Raw genomic sequence first — 20,344 nt, 5'->3', positions numbered from 1 at the left:
ATGTATTTGTCACTCAACTCGGTCGGTTGGCGCCCGGTCGGTAGTCCTCAAGGCCGTGGCGGCGCAGCTTGATGTAGAGGCTCTGGCGCGACAGGCCGAGGATCTCGGCGGCATAGGCACGGTTGTTGCTGGTCTGATCAAGGGCGGCCTCGATGCAGATCTTCTCGATGACATCAAGCGATTCCCGGATCAGGTCCTTGAGTGGCACCTTGCCGACCAGGGCCGAGAAACCCTCGGCCTGATCGGGGACGCCCGGAGAGGGGATGGTCAGCCGCTCGCTTGCGGTCATCTGCGGGATCACAACCAGCTGGATCGTATCGTTCGCAGGATTGAGGCGAGCGGAAAGGCTGACGGCGCTCTCGCCCGAGAGGTTGTCAGTCAGGGTCGAGGTGAAGCCGCGAATGGAGGGTTCATCCAGCAGACGCGCATAGAGCACGCGGATGTCGATCGCCGAGGTGGAAAACCAGGTGCCGATGCTTCGACCGAGGACCTGAGTGAGCGAGGGAGCGTGGATCAGGTCGAGGAAAAGGGTGTTGGCGGCGAGCACCATGCCGTCCGTATCTGTCTGGACAACGGCTTCGGGAAGGTCGGCCAGGTCGATCGCGGCGGCGCCGACGGCCTTCTCGCCGCGCTGGCGTTTGGTTTCCTGGTTCTGTTCGGCCGGCCAAACGGCGAGCAGCAGGTTGGTGATGCCGTTTTCGCGATAGGAGCGGATTGTCAGGGAGACGGTTTCTCCCTTGGCGATGACAATCCCATCAAGATCTACCGGGTTGGGGCTGTGTCGGGCTTCGCTGATCGCGTCGCCCAGCCTGTCCCGGTCCTGCTTCCCAAACAAGTCGCGGATCGATTTTCCCGACAGAGGGGCTCCGGCCGAAGACAAGAGAGCACTGGCTGCAGGGTTGGCGTCCAGGATCGTGCGTCGTTCCCCGTCGAGCATCACATAGGCGACCGTTGCGACCTTGAATGCCGTCCGATAGCGGGTCTCGGCGTCCTTCAGTTCACGATAGTCCGCCTCAAGTTCCATCTGTGTCTGCACCAGACGCTGCTGATCCAGCATCTGCTGGCGCAGTTCGTGGCCGACGACAATGGTGTAGGGAAAATCCTGCGCGCTGTAGGCGGAATAGACGAGGGGCAGGTCGGGCTTGCCGTTGCACTTGTGATTGACCTGATAACCCCGGACAGGGTGACGGCTGGTGCCGGCAGACAGCATGGAGTCGATCTTCGGAATGGATTCGATCGTCACGCAGTCCCGCAAATGCCGGCCGACCGTGTTGGCCAGGCCGTAATCTGCCAAGTCATTGTTTGCAAAATAGATCTGCGACACTATCGATGCTTTGTCCACCAGCATCACCACGTCCGCACCAAGGGTGACAAGTGAACCGATCGAATCCAGGTCAAGCGTTTTCAGCAGGCCGTCTGCAACGGCGAAACCATCCTTACCGCTATGACCGTTCAGTGGCTTCATGAAGTCAGCCAATCAATTCCGCTGGGTGTGACCACTGCTGTCCTGCCAGCAGCGCGAGCATGCAGGCTGATTCTTTCCAATTCATAGTAACTTTCGCAGATTTTAACGGCGGAGTAAACGCTGTCACAGATGCAGTCAATCCCCAAACCTACAAGAAAATCAATGGAATCGAGTGCAGCAGCGCCCCCGACAACCAGCGGAAGGCGTGCCCCTTTCCTAAGCAGTCGCACATCGCGCACAAGGCTCTTGAATTCCGTCGCGAGGCGGATATTGCTCCACCCGATGCAGGCGATGTCGGCGCCTTCCAGGGCGCGCGCGAGGGCGGCAGTCTTCGTGGCCGACGGTTCCAGCAGCTGTGTTGACCAGCCGAGGCTCTCGAACAAGAGTCCGATCAGGCGCGGCATCAGGGTGTGCTGTTCTCCATCGGGCGCCATGATCAGTGCGCTCGGGGTCTCGTCGCCGCGCTGTCTTTCCTGCAATTCCTGGGAAAGCGAGATTGCGAGTTCCTGCAGGCGGGCCGTGCCGATGGTCACGTCGACGAAATTGCAGTCGTCCTGGGTCCATTCCCTGCCGAGGAGGCGGGCAATCGTCTCGAGGAAGAGCACCTTGACGTAGTTGGGGCGGTCGGGCGGCAATTCGTGGTCGAGGAAGGCCCGCAGCGATGCAAGGCGTGTCCGCGGGTTGACGATCAGGAAACGAAACTCTGCGAGCGCCCTTTCGTAGAGGCGATCGTGTTCCAGACCTCGATCATAGCGCGTCGACAGCTTTTCGGCGGTCATCGAAGCCACCGTCCCCTCAATCAAGCGTCGGAGCGTCTCTCCTTCGCTTTGGGTTAGGTATGCGCTCTTGCCTGCGGGAGCAAGCACTTTGAAAGGCTTTTTACCCTCGTTTTGTGCGGGTTTTGCGCTGTTCGGCCTATTGTGGCGTCCTTGAAGTGATCCGTCCATCTTCCCGCGCCGTGCCCCCCGTCCGCGAAAACGATCCTGTGCGGCGTCGGATGGGCAGGGCAAGCCTTCCCGTCGGACGAGCAGGAACAGAATGAACCCTGTTTGAAATTATGTAAATCAAAATATACGTCAATCTAAGTTGACACTTTGATGCCGCCGGGCGTAGTCTCGCTGTAATCCCGACGGCCCTTGGGAGGGGTCGGGAGAAGGGGTGACTGCTATGGGCAAGTCCACACGATCAGCGCCGCAACAGGCTCTCTATACCCTCGACGAGCGTCGCAGGCGCGACCAGAGTGTCTGGACGCTGGTGCAGGGCATTCTCGCCCCCGTACAGTTCTTCGTGTTTCTCGTCAGTCTTGCACTGATCCTGCGCTATCTCATCGTCGGCGAAGGCTTGCTGGCGGCCCAGATCTCCATCGTTGTGAAGACCCTCACGCTCTACGCGATCATGATCACCGGCTCGATCTGGGAGAAGGAAGTCTTCGGTCGCTATCTCTTCGCCCGCCCGTTCTTCTGGGAAGACGTCTTTTCGATCCTGGTTCTGGCGCTGCACACGGCCTATCTGGTCGCACTTTTTAACGGCTTGCTGGCCCCCGGTCAGTTGATGGCGCTCGCACTCGCCGCCTATGTGACCTACGTCATCAATGCCGGGCAGTTTCTCTGGAAGCTGCGTCTGGCGCGGCTGGATCAGGTCGGTCGCAGCAGCAGCTCCGAGGCGCTCGCTGACGCTCCCTCACTGTCGGGGAGCGCATCATGAACCAGCCGCTCGTCTCTTGTGCTGCGCCTTCCACCACCATCCGCCAGCGTGGCCAGCACGAGGTGTTCTGCGGCCTGACCTCGATCATCTGGCTGCATCGCAAGGTGCAGGATGCCTTTTTCCTGGTGGTCGGTTCGCGCACCTGCGCCCATCTCATCCAGTCCGCTGCCGGCGTGATGATCTTCTCGGAGCCGCGCTTCGCGACGGCGATCATGGAAGAGCGCGATCTCGCCGGCATGGTCGACATGCATGACGAGCTCGACCGCGAAGTCGCCCGTCTGCTTGAGCGCCGCCCTGACATCCGCATGCTGGTGCTTGTGGGGTCCTGTCCCTCCGAGGTCATCAAATTCGATCTCAACCGTGCCGCCGAACGTCTCGACCGTCGCTATGGGTCAAAGCCCCGGGTCCTCTGCTATTCCGGCAGCGGGATCGAAACGACCTTTACCCAGGGCGAGGACAATTTCCTCGCGGCCCTTGTGCGCGATCAATCGACCCATGGCGCCGGTGACAAGACTGCGAAGCTTGTCGTTGCCGGTTCCATTGCAGATGTCGTCGAAGATCAGTTTGCGCGCCTTTTCGAGGAAATGGGCCTTGAGGATGTCGTCTTCCTGCCGGGCCGCAGCAGCGCCCGGCTTCCCAAGATCGGCCCTGGTACGCGCTTCATCCTGGCCCAGCCCTATCTCGGCGCTACGGCCGCCGCGCTCGAAAGCTTAGGTGCCGCCCGGATCAACGCGCTCTTTCCGCTCGGGGAAGAGGGCACGACCGCCTGGCTGAAGGCGATTGCCGACACCTTCGGCGGGTCGCCGGCCCGTTTTGCCGCCTTGACCGAGGCGCCGCGTCGGCGGGCCCGCGAGGCGACCGCCCATTATCGGCCAATGCTTGAGGGCAAGCGGATCTTCCTCTTTCCCGACAGCCAGATGGAGCCATCGCTTGCCCGCTACCTCAGCCGCGAGCTGGATGCCGAGATCATCGAAGTCGGCAGCCCCTATCTGCACCGCGAGCATGTGGCCGGCGAACTCGCCATGCTGCCGCCGGGTGTCTCTATCTCCGAAGGACAGGATGTCGAGATCCAGATCGACCGCTGCCGCGCTGCCAAGCCCGACCTCGTCGTTTGCGGCATGGGGCTTGCCAATCCCTTCGAGGCTGAAGGCATCGTCACCAAGTGGTCGATCGAATTCGCCTTCACACCCATCCAGGGCTATGAGCAGGCCGGTGATCTCGCCGAGCTCTTTGCCCGTCCTCTGACGCGCAAGGCAATGATCGCGGGCGACCGCTCCGGTAACCGGAGGGCCGCATCATGAAACTCACCATGTGGACCTATGAAGGACCGCCGCATGTGGGTGCCATGCGGATCGCCGCCTCGATGAAGGGTGTGCATTACGTGCTGCATGCACCGCAGGGCGACACCTATGCGGACCTGCTCTTCACCATGATCGAGCGGCGCCCTTCGCGTCCGCCGGTGACCTACACGACCTTCCAGGCGCGTGACCTCGCCGGTTCGACAGCCGATGTGTTCAAGACCGCCTGTCGCGATGCCGTTGAGCGCTTCCAGCCGGATGCGCTTCTGGTCGGCGCCTCCTGCACCGCCGAACTTCTGCAGGACGATCCGGCGGGTCTGGCGCGCACGCTTGATGTGCGCATTCCCGTTGTTCCGCTGGAACTTCCTTCCTACCAGAAGAAGGAGCACTGGGGTGCAGCCGAGACCTTCTATCGGCTCGTCCGTGGCTTCACCGCAGGGCGCGAACGTCCGGCCCAGGTGGCGCCGAACAGCTGCAACATCCTCGGTCCTTCCGCCCTCGGTTTCCGCAACCGCGACGACGTCACGGAAATCTGCCGCCTGCTCTCCGCCAATGGCATCGACGTGCGCGTCGTCGCCCCACTCGGCGCGACGGTCGAGGATCTCGTGCGCCTGCCGGACGCCGCCTTCAACATCGTGCTTTATCCCGAGATCGGCGAGAGTGCGGCGCGCTACCTCAAGAAAACCTTCGGCATGCCCTTCGTTTCGACCGTACCGATCGGCATCGGCGCGACGCGCACCTTCCTTGCGGAAGTCCGGGCACTTGCGGGCCTTCCGAGCGACCAGCCGGTCGGCGAGGCCGAGGACCGCGCCACCTGGTATTCGCGGTCCGTCGACAGCAATTACCTCACCAACAAGCGCGTTTTCGTTTTCGGCGATGCGACCCATGCGATCGCTGCCGCCCGCATCGCCGCCCGAGAACTCGGTTTCAAGGTCTGTGGCCTGGGCACCTATATGCGCGAATTTGCCCGAGAAGTGCGTGAAGCCGCCGAAGAATTCGGTGTCGAGGCCCTGATCAGCGATGACCATCTCGATGTCGAGCAGGCGATCATCGAGGCCCGGCCCGAACTGGTGCTGGGAACGCAGATGGAGCGCCACATCGCAAAGCGGCTCAGGGTGCCCTGCGCCGTCATATCGTCCCCCGTGCATGTCCAGGATTTCCCGGCCCGCTACTCGCCGCAAATGGGCTTCGAGGGTGCGAATGTCATCTTCGACAGCTGGGTTCATCCGCTGATGATGGGGCTCGAAGAGCACCTCCTGCAGATGTTCCGGGACGATTTCGAATTCAATGATCAGGCCCAGGCCTCGCATCTGCATGGCCACGCCCCTGCAACTGCGGCTGATGCGACCGAAGTGGTCTCTGACGATGAGACGCTTGTGCTCGCCGAGGTACCCGCCGACGACGCGGCCTGGACGCCAGATGCCGAGCGCGAGCTTAAAAAGATCCCCTTCTTCGTGCGTGGCAAGGCCCGCCGCAACACCGAACTCTTCGCCGCCCGCAAGGGTATCCGCCCGATCACCGTGGAGACGCTGTATGACGCGAAAGCCCATTTCGCCCGCTGACAGCACCCCGGTCCGGGTGGTGTTCGTGACGCTCGACAATCACATTGTCGCGGCTGTCGATGATGCGCGCCGCAGCCTTGCCAGGGATCTGCCGGGCCTGACGCTTTCCGTCCATGCGGCAACCGACTGGAACGACAATCCGGCGAGCCTTGAAGTCTGCCGTTCGGCGATCCTTTCGGGCGACATCATCATCGTCTCGATGATCTTCGTCGAGGAACATGTGCGCGCCATCGCAGACGTGCTGGAAGCACGCCACCTCGAATGCGACGCCATGGCCTGCTGCATGTCGGCCGGCACGATCATGAAATACACGACCATGGGTCGCTTTAAGATGAGCGAGGAGCAGAAGGGTCCGCTGGCACTCCTGAAGAAGCTCCGTGGAAAAAGCTCGCGTGGTGGCAAGGACAGCGGCCGCACAGCTGGGGAACGCCAGCTCGCCATGCTGCGTCGCCTGCCGCAATTGCTGCGCTTCATTCCGGGGACCGCGCAGGACGTGCGCAACTACTTCCTGACGCTGCAATACCGCATTGCGGCTTCGGACGAGAACATCGCCAACATGGTCCGCCTGCTTGTCGGTAAATATGCCAAGGGCGAGCGCAAGGGCCTCCAGGGCCGCATTACGGTTGGAGATCCGGTCGAATATCCCGACATGGGTCTCTATCATCCTGGCCTGAAGCCAAGGGTCACGACGCAGCTCTCGAGCCTGCCGCACAAGGCGGGTGCGCGCGGGACGATCGGGCTTCTGCTTCTGAGAACCTACATCCTGTCTGGCGACACCGGCCACTATGATCGTGTCATCCGCGAGCTGGAACTGCGCGGCTTCAATGTCGTACCGGTTTTCTCCAGCGGTCTCGACATGCGCGGCGCAATCGAACGCTTCATGACGCCAGCTGCCGGTGGTTCGCGCATCGATGCACTCTGCTCGCTGACCGGTTTCTCGCTGGTTGGCGGACCGGCTTATAGCGATGCCGCTGCCGCTGCCCAGACACTTGCGGCGCTCGATGTTCCCTATTTCTCCGCGATGGCAACCGAGTTTCAGAGCAAGGAAGTCTGGTTTTCGTCGACGCAGGGGCTGACCCCGATCGAAACCACGCTGATGGTGGCGATCCCGGAACTCGACGGCTCCATCGGTTCCATGGTCTTCGGCGGTCGCTCTGACGCGGGTGGTGAGGCGAGAGCCTGCATCTGCTCGAGAGAGCTTGCCTCCTGCCCGTCCGGCAGGGCCTGCATGCAGCCCGATGACGAACGCGTCGTGCTGCTCGCCGATCGCCTCGCGGCCATGGTCGACCTGCGGCGTAAGGAACGTGCCGAGCGCCGTATCGCCATTGCGATGTTCAACTATCCGCCGAACAGCGGCAGCATCGGCACCGCCGCCTATCTCTCCGTCTTCGAGAGCCTGTTCGAGACCATGCGCCGGCTGAAGTCGGAAGGGTACGATGTCGACTTGCCCGCCGATGCCGAAGCGCTGAAGGACGGCATCCTTGAAGGCAATGCAGCTCTTTATGGCGTCGAGGCGAATGTCCACACGGTCATCCCCGTCGACCAGCATGTGCGCAATGAAAAACACCTCGCCGATCTCGAATCAAAGTGGGGACCGGCTCCGGGACGCGTTCTCAGCAATGGGCGTGGCATCTTCGTGCTCGGCCGCCAGTATGGAAACCTGCTGATCGCGATCCAGCCGCCCTTCGGTTATGAGGGCGACCCGATGCGCCTGTTGTTCGAGGGCGGCTTTGCCCCGAACCATGCCTTTGCCGCCTTCTACCGCTATCTGCGCGAAACCTACCGCGCCGATGCCGTCTTGCATTTTGGCACTCATGGTGCACTGGAGTTCATGCCGGGCAAGCAGGTGGGCCTCTCTGCAGATTGCTGGCCGGATCGCCTCCTGGGCGCGCTTCCCAACTTCTATCTCTACGCCGCCAACAACCCGTCCGAAGGCACGATCGCCAAACGGCGGTCGGCTGCAACGCTGATCTCCTATCTGACGCCGCCGATCACGCATTCCGGGCTCTACAAAGGCCTGACGGAGATCAAGGGCAGCCTGGATCGCTATCGCAGTGCAGCGCCCGAGGCGCGCGTCGAGCGCGAGAGGCTGTTCCAGCTCATTCAGGTGCAGGCCGAGCAACTGGACCTGGGCAAGAATGGCATCGCGCTCGCCGAATCCGACGTGGTGCTGGCGCTCGTGGCCGAGGTGGCTGAAGTCGAATACGCGCTCATTCCGCACGGTTTGCACATTGCCGGTCGCGCAATGGAAGAGAACGAGCGTTTGGAAATGCTCGACCATGTCGCCGCCAACATGCCGCCTGCCGTGCGTCCGCACCTTCAGACTGAGTTGATCGCCGCGATCGCCAAGGGTGACGCCGCGACGATTACGCGGATGACGAAGAATGCCGTGGGTGAGCTCAAGGACAGTATCGACAAGCTGGTGACGATGAACCGCGAACTGGCGCACAACGGCGAGATCGATGGCCTCGTCAGGGCGCTGGACGGCCGCTATGTCTTGCCGTCGCCCTCTGGTGACCTGTTGCGCACGCCGGAACTGCTGCCAACCGGTCGCAATATTCACGGTTTCGATCCCTTCGGCATTCCGAGCGCCTTTGCCATCCAGGATGGCGAACGCCAGGCAGCGAAGGTGCTCGAACGCTATCTCGCGACCGATGGACGCCTGCCGGAAACGGTGGCCGTTGTTCTCTGGGGCACCGACAATCTGAAGACCGGCGGCGCGCCGCTGGCGCAGGCCATGGCACTCATGGGTGCGCGGCCCAGACTTGATGCCTATAACCGCGTCTGCGGCGCCGTTCTGGTGCCACTCGAAGAGCTGCAGCGTCCGCGCATCGATGCGGTCATGACGCTGTCTGGCATCTTCCGGGATCTCCTGCCGATCCAGGCGAGCATGCTGGCCGAGGCGAGCTATCTCGCAGCTGTCGCAGACGAACCGGTCGAGATGAACTTCATTCGTAAGCATGCGCTCGCCTATTGCGAAAGCCATGGCTGCGACATCGAGGCGGCGGCTTACCGAGTGTTTTCGAATGCCGATGGCGCCTATGGCTCCAACGTCAACATGCTGGTCGCCTCGTCCTCCTGGAGTGACGATGACGAGATCGCGCAGACCTACAGCAATCGCAAGAGCTTCGCGATCAACCGTCGCGGCAAGACCAGCGCGCAGGCCGAGGTCTTTGATGCGATGATCGGGCAGGTCGACATGGCCTACCAGAACCTCGATTCCGTCGAGATCGGGGTGACCACGATCGAGAACTATTTCGACACGCTGGGTGGCCTGACCAAGGCTGTCAACAGGGCCAAGGGTGGCGGTTCGCTGCCGGTCTTCATCTCCGACCAGACGCAGGGCGAGGGACGTGTCCGCACTCTCGGCGAGCAGGTCGCGCTGGAGACACGGACACGCACGCTGAACCCGAAATGGTTCGAGGGCATGCTGAAGCATGGCTACGAGGGCGTGCGCAATATCGAGACGCAGGTAACCAACACATTCGGCTGGTCGGCCACGACAGGCGATGTCGATCCCTGGGTCTACCAGCAGATCACCGAGACCTTCGTGCTCGACACCGAAATGCGCGAACGGCTGGCCACACTCAATCCGGCTTCTGCCGCCCGTGTGGCCAACCGGCTGATCGAGGCGCATGAGCGCAACTATTGGCAGCCGGATGCAGAAACGCTCGCCGCTCTGAAACAGGCAGGTGAAGAATTGGAAGACCGTCTCGAGGGGCTGGTCAGGGAGGCTGCCCAATGAACATCTACACCCATGGCAAGATTGCCGAACGCGAGGCACGCATCGCCGAGAAGCTCCGGGAGCGCGCAGATGGCGAGGGCAGCGTTCAGGTGCATCTCGACCCGACGATGGAAATCGACGGCGCCAAGGTCTTCGCGGTCTACGGCAAGGGTGGAATCGGCAAATCGACGACATCGTCGAACCTCTCGGTTGCCTTCTCCATGCTCGGCAAGCGCGTGCTGCAGATCGGCTGTGACCCGAAGCATGATTCGACCTTCACGCTGACCAAAAGTCTGATCCCGACCGTCATCGACGTTCTCGAAAAAGTCGACTTCCATTCGGAAGAACTCCGTCCGGAAGACTATATGGTCGAGGGCTATAACGGCGTTCAATGCATCGAGGCGGGTGGTCCGCCGGCCGGCACCGGCTGCGGCGGTTACGTCGTTGGCCAGACGGTGAAGTTGCTCAAGGAGCATCATCTGCTCGACGACACCGATGTCGTGATCTTCGACGTTCTCGGCGACGTGGTCTGCGGCGGCTTTGCCTCGCCGCTGCAGCATGCCGAACGCGCGGTCATCGTCGCCGCCAACGACTTCGATTCCATCTTCGCGATGAACCGGATCGTCGCCGCCATCAAGGCGAAGTCGAAGAACTACGATGTGCGCCTCGGCGGCGTGATTGCCAACCGTTCGCGCGAAACGGACCAGATCGACCGCTACAATGCGGCGATCGGGCTGACGCGCCTCGCTCATGTGCCTGATAGTGACCATGTGCGGCTGAGCCGGCTGAAGAAGAGCACACTGTTCGAGATGGGCGACAGCCCGGAGATCCTCGGCATCCAGAAGGAATACATGCAACTGGCCGAGCGCCTCTGGGCAGGCACCCCTGCGCTTGAGGCCGAACCGATGAAGGACCGGGAAATTTTCGAATTTCTCGGCTTCGAGTGAGGTTGTCATGAGTCAGGCCGATTACATCAGACGCACCGGCGAGATCGAACACTACTTCGACCGCACCGCGCTCGATGCCTGGAAGCGGCTGACCGGCGACCAGCCGGTGAGCGGCATTCGCGCCACCGTGCGCAAGGGGCGCGAAGAGATGCGTGGTACGCTTGCTTCGTGGCTGCCGCAGGACCTCACAGGCTGGCGCATCCTCGATGCAGGCTGTGGCTCGGGAGTTCTGTCCTTCGAGCTCATCGCACGTGGTGCCGAAGTCGTCGGCATTGATCTGTCTGCGCAAATGATCGCGCATGCCCGCCAGCGGGCGCATGACCTCGAAGCCGCCCATGGTCGTTTCAAGGGCTCCGTCACCTTCCACAGCGGCGACATGCTCGACCCACGTCACGGGCGTTTCGATGCCGTGGTCGCGATGGATGTGCTCATTCACTATCGCCCTGCCGATGCCGTGCGCGTGCTTCACACCCTGGCCGAGCGCACTTCGCGCCAGATGATCTTCACGCTGGCGCCGGGATCGCGTCTGCTGCGGGCCATGCTGGCCGCCGGCAAGGTCTTTCCGCGCGGCAATCGCGCACCGGCGATCTATCCTGTCGATCCGTCACGGCTGGTCGCCGAGATGCTGCATCATCCGGAGTTCTCTCATTGGCAGTCCGCGCGCAGCCACAAGGTTGCCGTCGGCTTTTATACCTCGCAGGCCATGGAGGTGATCCAGTCATGAGCATCGCCGCCGCCAACGCCAAGATGATCGCGTTCTGGCAGAAGCTCGGAACGCGCTTCATGCCGTTTGCGGATGCTGCAACGGCCGAGATGCCCTTGTCGAGGCTGCTGCGCCTTTCGCTGTTTCAGGTCTCTGCCGGTTGCGTGCTTGTTCTCCTGACCGGGACCTTGAACCGCGTGCTGATCGTCGAACTCGGCGTTTCCGTTGCGCTCGTTTCGGCCGTGATCGCCATTCCGGTTTTGGCAGCACCGCTTCGTCTGCTCTTCGGTTTCCGGTCCGACACCTACAAATCCGTGCTCGGCTGGCGGCGTGTGCCCTATGTCTGGCTCGGCAGCCTGCTGCAGTTCGGTGGCCTCGCCATCATGCCGTTTGCGCTCCTTCTTCTCCAATCGCAGACGACCGGCCCGGAATGGGCGGGTGCTGCCGGCGCAAGCCTTGCCTTCATCCTGACCGGCTTCGGCATGCATATGTCGCAGACGGCAGGGCTGGCGCTGGCAAGCGACCTCGTGCCCGACGAAAAACGTCCGCGGGTCGTGGCGCTTCTCTATTTCATGCTGCTGACGGGCATGATCGGCGCTTCCAGCTTCTACAGCGTCTTCCTCGTCGATTTCTCGCCGAAGCTGCTGATCCAGGTCATCCAGGGAACGGCAGTACTGACCATCGTCATCAACGTTATCGCGATCTGGAAGCAAGAGCCGCGCGACGTGCGCCGGACGGCTGTCGACCGGGACCTTTCGAGCTTCTTCGACGCTCTTGACGATTACCGCAGCGCTCCTGGTGTGATGCGGCTGCTGGTGGCTGTTGCGATCGGTTCTGCCGCCTTTTCGATGCAGGACATCCTGCTTGAGCCGTATGGTGGCGAGATCCTGGGGCTTTCGGTCGGTGAGACCACGCGCCTGACGGGGATCTGGGCTCTTGGCACCATGGCCGGCTTCGCCTGGGCGGCCCATAGCCTGCAGCATGGCGCGCAGATGTACCGGGTCGCCGCGCGCGGATTGTTGATCGGGATCTGCGCGTTCTCCGCCGTGATCTTCGCCTCGCCGCTTGGCGTCAACGCGCTCTTCCATCTGGGCGCTTTCGGCATCGGCCTCGGGGGCGGACTGTTTGCCGTCGGCACCATGCTGGCGGCGATGGGCATTGCCGAGCGCTCCGACAGTGGCCTCGTCGTCGGTGCCTGGGGTGCCGTGCAGGCGACTGGCATCGGGGCGGCCATGCTTGCGGGCGGCGTGATCAAGAACACGATCAATGCTTTGGCGCTGAACGGCTCGCTGGGCGAGGCCATGTTGACGCCGGCTGCCGGCTATCTCGTCGTCTACACCTTTGAAATCATTCTCCTCTTCCTGTGCCTGGCGGTTCTCGGTCCGCTCACCGGCCGGCGCTATCAGAGGGACTATCTGCAGGACATGCGTTTTGGATTGGCGGAATTGCCCGGCTGATGGCCGGCAGATGCGCTTTACACGGGAGGGTCTGGATATGACCGGGTCGTTGGTTGGGAATATCGATGTTGCACAAGTGGTGCTTTATGCGTTCTGGCTCTTCTTCGCGGGGCTGATCTGGTATCTGCGTCAGGAAGACCGTCGCGAGGGCTATCCGCTCGAAGAGGATGTGACAGGCCGCTACAACAAGAGCCCCTGGCTCTTCGTGCCGCCGAAGAAGACCTTTCTCTTGCCACATGGCCAGGGGATCAAGCAGGTTCCGGATCTGAAGCGCGACACACGCACGTTTTCGAGCCGTCGCATTGCACCGGCCCCCGGCTATCCGTCTGAGCCCGTCGGCAATCCGCTGCTCGCCGGTATCGGCCCCGGTTCCTGGGCGGAACGTTCCGACAAGCCTGACGTGACCGCCCATGGGGATGCCCGCATCGTGCCGCTGCGTGTGGCAGAAGGTTTCGGTCTTGCCGAAGGTTCTGCCGATCCGTGCGGTCTTGCGGTGCTCGGCTGCGATCGGCAGGTTGCCGGCACCGTCAAGGACCTCTGGGTCGACCGGGCCGAACACCTGATCCGCTACTACGAGGTCGAACTTGCTGGCGGTGGACGCACCGTGCTTCTGCCGAACAACTTCGTCGTCTTCCAGACGGGTCGTGGCAATGTCCGGCATCTCTATGTGCATGCGGTCACATCCGCACAGTTTGCCGATGTGCCTGCCACCGCCCGCCCCGAACTCGTGACCCTGCTTGAGGAAGACAAGATCGCCGCCTATTTCGGCGCCGGCCTCCTCTATGCGGATCGCTTCCGTCAGGAGCCACTGCTGTGAGCCAATTTGTCATCCGCGAACACGAAATCGAGCCGCTGCCGGGGCTTCCCGGCGTGCCGCCGGCTGGCGAGGTCGTCCTGTGGCAGGGGCGGCCCTCGTCTGCCCTTGTCGCCCGTCATCTCCTGAAGATCCGCTGGATCGTCGGCTATTTCCTGATCCTCGCCAGCTGGGCGGTTGTCGCCGGGCTTAATGACGGTCAGCCGGCAGGTGGCATCCTCTTTTCGGTCGCCGTGCTCACGGCTCTTGCCGGTGTGCTCATCGGTATGATCGAGCTGTTTGCCTGGGCGGTCGAGAAGACCACGCTCTACACGATCACCACAGAGCGCATCGTGATGCGCTTTGGCATCGCGATCTCGATGACCTTGAACCTGCCCTTCCGCCGGATTGACGGTGTGGCGCTTGCCCGGATCGGTGAGAAGAGCGGGTTGATCGCGATCGGCCTCCTGCCGGAACAGCGGATCTCCTGGCTGATCCAGTGGCCGCATGTGCGTGGTTTCCGTTTTTCCAAGCCGGAGCCGAGCCTGATCTACCTGCCTGACGCAGACAAGGTCGCGAGCGTGCTCTCGGCTGCAATCGGCCAGTATCGTGGCGCCCGTGCCGAACAGCCGCGCATCATCGTTCAGGACGTGGGCGGAGGCGTTATGCCGCGGTCCGTCGCCGCGGCGGAATAGGAGCGCAAGATGGGATCGGCCTCGCATCTCGGCTATTGGGCGGACCGCAAGGGCAAGGCGCCAAGCCGTCTGCCGCGCGGCCTGTTCTTCGGCCTCATCGGCCTGCTCGCCTTCACGGCGGGGGCTATCATCTTTGGCCAGACCACGGGCCTTGGTCTGGTCAAGCAGCAGCTCGGTGCGCCGGTCGCCATCCGCGACCTAATGATTACACGCAGCACGTCTGACTTTGTCGTCGTCACCGACGTTGCGACGGGTCGCGAGCTCGCCAACTACGGCCCCCACTCGGGCGGCTTCGTGCGCGGATCGCTCCGAGCCTTTGAGCGCATGCGCCAGGTGGCCAAGGTGCCCTTCGATGCGCCCTACCGCCTGATCAAGTGGGAGGCCGGTGCCGTCAGTCTGTCCGATACGGGCACCGGCGAACGCATTTATCTGGATGCCTTTGGCCCCGACAACGTGGCCGCATTCGAAGCCCTTCTGGGCTCACAGGGAGGAGAAAGCCAATGAACCCGGTCTTTGCCTTGATGCGACGGAAGGAGACGGTCGATTGCACCGTCGAGATCAACAACACGTTCGAGGCGCTTGGTGCGCACTTGAGGTTTGACAACGGGGTGGTGGTCCATCCCGGTGACGAGGTGCTCGTGCACGGCGCGCCTGTCCAGATCCCCTATGGCTCCAGCCAGAACTTCCGCCGCAAGGCGACGATCACCCGTGCCGGTGCGCTCGAACGCGCCTGGATCCGCGCAACGGGCGATCTCGACATGATGGAATTGTGCGAATTCAGCTTCACCGAGAGGGCACTGTCATGAACAACCACGTTTCGCCTGTCGATCTTTCCGATCACGAGCCGACCGTCGAGGAGCGCATGGCCGGGGTCAACGACACGACCCGCAGCGCGCTTGTCTCGACCATGCTGACACCGCGTTTCTACACCACCGATTTCGACGAGATGGACAAGATCAATGTCGAGCCTGTCCGCGCCGAATGGGATGTCCTGATCGCGCAGATGAAGAGCGACCCGAACCGCGGCCACTTCAAGCGCAATGAACAGTGGGACGATATCGATATCGATGCCCTGCCGGACGACCTGCGCGAGGAGTTCATCGACTTCCTCGTCTCGTCGCTGACCTCCGAATTTTCGGGTTGCGTGCTCTACAAGGAGATGAAGCGGCGTGGCAAGAACCAGGAGATCTGCGAGCTCTTCGGCTATATGAGCCGCGACGAATCTCGCCATGCCGGTTTCATCAACGATGCGCTGAAGGAATTCGGCATCGGCGTGAACATGGGCTTCCTGGCCAAGGCGAAGAAGTACACCTTCTTCAAGCCGAAGTTCATCTACTACGCGACCTATCTCTCCGAGAAGATCGGCTATGCCCGCTACATCACCATCTTCCGGCATCTCGAAAAGCACCCCGAACAGCGCTTCCACCCGATCTTCAAGTGGTTCCGTGAATGGTGCAATGACGAATTCTCCCATGGCGAGGCTTTTTCGCTGATCATCCGCTCCGACAAGCGGCTGATGGAGGGGATGAACAAGTACTGGATCAAGTTCTTCCTGCTCGCCGTCTTCGCCACCATGTATGTGCGCGACCACATGCGGCCGGCCTTTCACAAGGGGCTCGGCGTCGATATCGACGATTACGACATGAAGGTCTTCCGGCTGACGAGCGAGATCTCGCGCCAGTGCTTCCCGCTCGTCCTCGATCTCGACAACCCGGTCCTGCATGAGGGCTTCCGCCGGATGGAGCGGATCAACCGCCGGGTCATGGCGGCCGATGCGAAGGGCGGGATTTCCGGTCGGATCGCCAAGGGCTTCTGGTCGGCGGCGGCAGCTGTGAATTTTGTCCGGATGTATGCGATCCCGACGAAGTCCAACGCCATCCCTGCCACGTCGCGCCTGCAACCGGTCTGGTGAGGAGATCGCCATGACCTTTACGCACCCGCTCGCCGTCGTTCTCGTTGCCATCTCCGTATGGTGGCTTTCGACCGGGTTGGTGCTGGCCATGGTCAACCGCTCCGACGGGCCTCGGGGCAGGGGGCTGGCATTGATGGCGCTGATGACGCTGGTCGGCGCCTTCGGCTTCATCCTGATGCTGTGGGGCGCGCAGGAACCGACAGTGCTTGGTTCCTATGTCGGCTTCTTCGGTGCGCTGCTCGTCTGGGCCTGGCATGAGGCCGCCTTCCTGACAGGCATACTGACAGGCCGACGCACGGGCGAATGCCCTCCGGGGCTGACCGGCTTCCGCCGTTTCCGGGCTGCCTGGGAGGCCGTGAGCGATCACGAGATCGCCATTCTGGTGACGGCGATCGCGCTATGGCTTGCGCTCGACGGATCCGCCAACCTGTTTGGGCTCGCCGCCTTCGGCCTGCTTTGGGGCATGCGGATCTCCGCCAAACTGGTGATTTTTCTGGGTGCGCCACATGCGATCAGCGAGCTGATGCCGAAGGGCATCCGGCACCTGAAAAGCTATTTCAAGACAGACCGGATGACGCCGCTGTTTCCGGTATTCCTCGCGATCGCTGCAGGCCTGTTCGCTGTCCTCGTCGTGGGGGCAAACCGCGCGACCCAGGCGCATTCCGTCGTCGGCCATACATTGCTCGCGACCTTCATGGCGCTCGCCATCATCGAACATCTCGTTCTCGTGCTTCCCGTTTCCGATACGGCGCTCTGGCGTTGGGCGATGGCACGACAGGAACGGGCCGACCTTGCCATCCGCCCTGCGGCGGACGGCGTTTCCGCACTCAAGGAGGCTGGGCCTGTGTCCGTGCCGCACGCCTCCTGGACAGCAATTGCACAAGACACGATCGGGAAGAGGAAAGACTGATGACTGTTTTCCAGCACATGGAAGAGGCGCTCGCCGGCCTGCATACCGCCGGTAATTATCGCGTGTTCGCGGATCTTGAGCGTCACTGCTCGGCCTTTCCGAAAGCCGCGTTTCACCATGGTGACGGGACAGCGCGCGATGTCACCGTCTGGTGCTCGAACGATTATCTCGGCATGGGCCAGAACCCGCTCGTGACCGAGCGGATGATCGAGGTTGTGCGCAAGTGCGGCGCCGGTGCCGGCGGCACGCGCAACATCTCCGGTACCAATCATTATCATGTCCTGCTCGAGCAGGAGCTGGCGGACTTGCATGGCAAGGAAGGCGCGCTGATCTTCACATCAGGTTACGTGTCGAACTGGGCAGCCCTCGGAACGCTGCTGGCCAAGATCCCCGGCATCATCTGTTATTCGGACTCACTCAATCATGCGTCCATGATCGAAGGCATCCGGCATTCGCGCTGCATCAAGCGGCAGTTCCGCCACAACGACTACAAGCATCTGCGCGAGCTGATGGCGGCCGACGATCCGGCAGCGCCGAAGCTCGTTGCCTTCGAGAGCGTCTATTCGATGGATGGTGACATCTCGCCGATCAAGGAGATCTGCGATGTCGCCGACCAGTTCGGCGCGATGACCTATCTCGACGAGGTTCATGCGGTCGGCATGTACGGTCCGCGCGGCGGCGGGGTTGCCGAACGCGAGGGCCTGATGGACCGCTTGACCGTCATCGAGGGCACGCTGGGCAAGGCCTTCGGCGTCATGGGTGGCTACATCACCGGTCCTGCCGTGCTGATCGATTTTGTCCGGTCCTTCGCCTCGGGCTTCATCTTTACGACGGCGATCCCGCCGGCGCTGGCGGCAGGCGCCACTGCGTCGATCCGCCATCTCAAGGAAAGCCCGTTCGAGCGCCATATGCATCAGGCAACGGTCGCCAAGGTAAGGCGGGCGCTTGATGTTCGCGGGATCCCGCATATGCACAATCCCAGCCACATCGTGCCGGTCATGGTCGGCAATGCGGCCAAGTGCAAATGGATCTCGGATGTGCTGCTCGATGATTTCGGCATCTATGTGCAGCCCATCAACTATCCGACGGTTGCCGTCGGCAAGGAGCGGCTGCGGATCACCCCGACGCCGCTGCATAGCGATGCGGATATCGATCATCTGGCCGAGGCGCTCTCGTCGCTCTGGTCGAAATGCGCCCTTGCAAGGGCGGTTGCTTAAGCGAGGGAAAGGCCGTATCGGCCTGCAGCAAGGATCACTCAGGACACGCACAGGATGACGGACAGCATATACATCCCGGCGATCGCCGGTGACGGGTCGCTCTATCCGATCGAAAAGATGCAGGCGCATCTCGAGGGACAGCTGCATCTTGCCGTCTCCGTTTTCGTCTTCGACGGTGATCTCCTGCTGATCCAGAAACGCGCTTTGACCAAGTATCATTGCGCAGGCCTCTGGGCCAATACCTGCTGCACGCATCCGCATTGGGATGAAACCATCGAGGATTGCGCCGGGCGGCGCCTGACCGAGGAGCTCGGATTCACGGTGCCGCTCACGCGCCATCAGACGGTCGAATATGCGGCTGATGTTGGTGATGGCCTGAGGGAACACGAGCGCGTCACGCTTTTCAGCGCCCAGGTCGACAGCCGGACGCTGCAGGTAGCGCTCGTTGAGGGCGAGGTGGAGGAGGTGCGCTGGATTGCACCCCATCAGCTGATGCGGGAGGTGCGCGAGCGGCCTCAGGATTTCACACCCTGGTTCCGGATCTACCTGCAACGCTTCCCGGGCCTGAGCTTCGCCGAAGCGGCCTGAACCGGTTCAATGCCATCTCTTCCTTCAATTTCAATCCGATGGTTATCTGCGGTCGCCGCTCATCTCACCTGGGCGACGCGCTGTGGCGAGCATCTGTCGACGTGTCCGGTCACTCCGTGGAAGTGTCTTCTTGCAGACAAAAAAGAAGGGGAGCTGACAGCTCCCCTTCTATTGCGGCCTGCCTTGGGAGGCCGTCAGTCGTTCGCGATCTGAGTTGCCTCAGGCAGAACGACAGCTGCAGTCTCAGACGTCGGCTTGAGCGACAGGGCGCTGCTTTGCCCTGCCGGTGCCATTTTCTGTGTCGTACCCGGCTGGTAGGTCGTGAAATCAGGCACCTCGGTCGGGCCCTTCTTCGCCAGCGAGTCGACATAGTCCTGCAACATCGAGGCGCCATAGAGCGGCTTCTGCACTCCGGCATGGCAGGTCGCGCAGCCGACCTTGAAGACATCGCCTTCCGGACCCTTACGGGATGCCGGGAACACGGGGGTGAGACCCACCATGTAATTTGCGTTGATGTCCCGGGTCATCCGAATGCCGTGCCAGGCGGTTACGCGCTGTGGCGGGCTTTCATCCCAGGCATTGAAGGCTCTGGAATTGTGGCAGGTGGTGCAGTTTACGCCGAGTGACTCGGACATGTGCATCATCAGTGACCAGGTCGCTTCCGTTTCCTTGGTGCCTGCCGGATTGGTGCCGGTGGGCAGAGCCGCCGTCGAATGGACGCGGATCTGCTTGGCTTCCAGCAGGTAGTCCTTCAGCACATTCTGCGGAAGCGAGGAATTGCCACCGAACTTGGCCACCACATTCTGGCCAGCGCGGTTCTGGGTCATGTTGCCGGCCGGCTTGGGTTCCAGATCTTCGTACCAGTAGTTGACCGGGATCGCCTGGCCACGGTGACAGGTGTAGCAGGTGGCGCCGACCTGGCCCACATGGGCGCTCCAGTCGACATTGATCGCCTGGGTCATCTGGATCATGCGGCGGGCGACAACTTTCTGATACACCTCGTCGGAGGCGAGGTTTTCGGGGTTGTGGCAATAGTTGCAACCCGCTTCCGGCGCGATCCATTCGGTGATCGAAGCCATGAACTGGTTGAACTGGTCGTCGGAGAGATCGCCGAGGATCTGGACGTTTTCATAGAGATCGCGTGCCTTGTCACCTGCGGGATCGGCTTCCCAGGGAGCGGGAGGCGGGACATTCGCGGCCTTGAGCGCTTCCTGGTTTTCGACGTCGCGGTGTATGTACATGCCGGTCCCGCGGAAACCGATCTGAGTGGTGTCGACGGGTGGTGCGTCCCAGCCAGCGCCGACGAAGCTTGCAATCGTCAGGAGTGAGCCGGCGGAGACGGCGAAGGGGATCCAGAGTTTCATCGTCG

Annotated in this window: 18 protein-coding genes; 15 read left to right on the top strand and 3 right to left on the bottom strand. The window is 62.1% G+C overall.

The genetic code is table 11. From position 1 onward, the window contains the following. Nucleotides 1-13: 13 nt before the first annotated feature. Nucleotides 14-1,465, bottom strand: a complete 1,452-nt coding sequence (gene ppsR / locus J2045_RS02230; protein ID WP_307368860.1) for a transcriptional regulator PpsR — start codon at nt 1,463-1,465, stop codon at nt 14-16. Then, a complete protein-coding gene (locus J2045_RS02225) occupies nt 1,462-2,244 on the bottom strand; it encodes a cobalamin-binding protein (RefSeq protein WP_307368858.1) in 783 nt (260 codons plus the stop codon). Before J2045_RS02225 ends, ppsR begins: the two co-directional genes overlap by 4 nt. A gap of 388 nt (nt 2,245-2,632) precedes the next feature. On the opposite strand from J2045_RS02225, the gene bchF reads away from it, so the two are divergent. The 15 genes from bchF to J2045_RS02150 are packed head-to-tail and all read left to right on the top strand — an operon-like array spanning nt 2,633 to nt 18,975. Further along, entirely contained in the window at nt 2,633-3,169 is a 537-nt protein-coding gene (bchF, locus tag J2045_RS02220) for a 2-vinyl bacteriochlorophyllide hydratase (protein ID WP_307368855.1), read from the top strand. After that, entirely contained in the window at nt 3,166-4,470 is a 1,305-nt protein-coding gene (locus tag J2045_RS02215) for a ferredoxin:protochlorophyllide reductase (ATP-dependent) subunit N (RefSeq protein WP_307368852.1), read from the top strand. The genes bchF and J2045_RS02215 overlap by 4 nt, the downstream gene beginning before the upstream one ends. Continuing rightward, entirely contained in the window at nt 4,467-6,029 is a 1,563-nt protein-coding gene (gene bchB, locus J2045_RS02210; protein ID WP_307368850.1) for a ferredoxin:protochlorophyllide reductase (ATP-dependent) subunit B, read from the top strand. Before J2045_RS02215 ends, bchB begins: the two co-directional genes overlap by 4 nt. After that, on the top strand, nt 6,001-9,774 hold the full coding sequence (locus J2045_RS02205) for a magnesium chelatase subunit H (RefSeq protein WP_307368848.1): 3,774 nt from the start codon (nt 6,001-6,003) through the stop codon (nt 9,772-9,774). Before bchB ends, J2045_RS02205 begins: the two co-directional genes overlap by 29 nt. Next, nucleotides 9,771-10,700, top strand: coding sequence for a ferredoxin:protochlorophyllide reductase (ATP-dependent) iron-sulfur ATP-binding protein (bchL, locus tag J2045_RS02200; protein WP_054147805.1), 930 nt, complete (start codon nt 9,771-9,773; stop codon nt 10,698-10,700). The genes J2045_RS02205 and bchL overlap by 4 nt, the downstream gene beginning before the upstream one ends. Nucleotides 10,701-10,707: 7 nt before the next feature. Next, the gene (gene bchM / locus J2045_RS02195; protein ID WP_307368840.1) at nt 10,708-11,424 is read left to right on the top strand and encodes a magnesium protoporphyrin IX methyltransferase; all 717 of its coding nucleotides are present in this window, start codon (nt 10,708-10,710) and stop codon (nt 11,422-11,424) included. After that, the gene (locus tag J2045_RS02190; protein ID WP_307368837.1) at nt 11,421-12,860 is read left to right on the top strand and encodes a BCD family MFS transporter; all 1,440 of its coding nucleotides are present in this window, start codon (nt 11,421-11,423) and stop codon (nt 12,858-12,860) included. The genes bchM and J2045_RS02190 overlap by 4 nt, the downstream gene beginning before the upstream one ends. A gap of 37 nt (nt 12,861-12,897) precedes the next feature. Further along, nucleotides 12,898-13,677: a photosynthetic reaction center subunit H gene (gene puhA, locus J2045_RS02185; protein WP_307368835.1), complete on the top strand. Its 780-nt coding sequence runs from the start codon at nt 12,898-12,900 to the stop codon at nt 13,675-13,677. Continuing rightward, entirely contained in the window at nt 13,674-14,348 is a 675-nt protein-coding gene (gene puhB, locus J2045_RS02180; RefSeq protein WP_307368832.1) for a photosynthetic complex putative assembly protein PuhB, read from the top strand. Before puhA ends, puhB begins: the two co-directional genes overlap by 4 nt. Nucleotides 14,349-14,357: 9 nt before the next feature. Next, nucleotides 14,358-14,852: a photosynthetic complex assembly protein PuhC gene (gene puhC / locus J2045_RS02175; RefSeq protein ID WP_307368830.1), complete on the top strand. Its 495-nt coding sequence runs from the start codon at nt 14,358-14,360 to the stop codon at nt 14,850-14,852. Beyond that, nucleotides 14,849-15,154 carry an O2-dependent cyclase accessory protein gene (locus tag J2045_RS02170; protein ID WP_102018689.1) on the top strand — a complete coding sequence of 102 codons (306 nt, stop codon included), beginning with the start codon at nt 14,849-14,851 and terminating at the stop codon, nt 15,152-15,154. The genes puhC and J2045_RS02170 overlap by 4 nt, the downstream gene beginning before the upstream one ends. A gap of 56 nt (nt 15,155-15,210) precedes the next feature. Then, nucleotides 15,211-16,260: a magnesium-protoporphyrin IX monomethyl ester (oxidative) cyclase gene (gene acsF, locus J2045_RS02165; protein ID WP_307369240.1), complete on the top strand. Its 1,050-nt coding sequence runs from the start codon at nt 15,211-15,213 to the stop codon at nt 16,258-16,260. Between the two features lie 10 nt (nt 16,261-16,270). After that, nucleotides 16,271-17,170 carry a putative photosynthetic complex assembly protein PuhE gene (puhE, locus tag J2045_RS02160; RefSeq protein ID WP_307368826.1) on the top strand — a complete coding sequence of 300 codons (900 nt, stop codon included), beginning with the start codon at nt 16,271-16,273 and terminating at the stop codon, nt 17,168-17,170. Beyond that, a complete protein-coding gene (gene hemA, locus J2045_RS02155; RefSeq protein WP_307368822.1) occupies nt 17,170-18,387 on the top strand; it encodes a 5-aminolevulinate synthase in 1,218 nt (405 codons plus the stop codon). The genes puhE and hemA overlap by 1 nt, the downstream gene beginning before the upstream one ends. 54 nt (nt 18,388-18,441) lie before the next feature. Continuing rightward, nucleotides 18,442-18,975 (top strand): isopentenyl-diphosphate Delta-isomerase, encoded by a 534-nt coding sequence (locus J2045_RS02150; RefSeq protein WP_307368820.1) that lies wholly within the window; start codon nt 18,442-18,444, stop codon nt 18,973-18,975. 194 nt (nt 18,976-19,169) lie between these two features. Here J2045_RS02150 and pufC read toward each other — a convergent pair whose 3' ends face one another. Next, complete coding sequence (gene pufC, locus J2045_RS02145) at nt 19,170-20,339, bottom strand: photosynthetic reaction center cytochrome PufC (RefSeq protein WP_307368818.1); 1,170 nt, start codon at nt 20,337-20,339, stop codon at nt 19,170-19,172. Nucleotides 20,340-20,344 lie beyond the last annotated feature (5 nt).

The sequence above is a fragment of the Peteryoungia aggregata LMG 23059 genome, from assembly GCF_030814435.1.
In the GTDB taxonomy this organism is placed as follows: Bacteria; Pseudomonadota; Alphaproteobacteria; order Rhizobiales; family Rhizobiaceae; genus Allorhizobium; species Allorhizobium aggregatum.
This window is presented reverse-complemented; position numbering and strand designations above follow the sequence as displayed.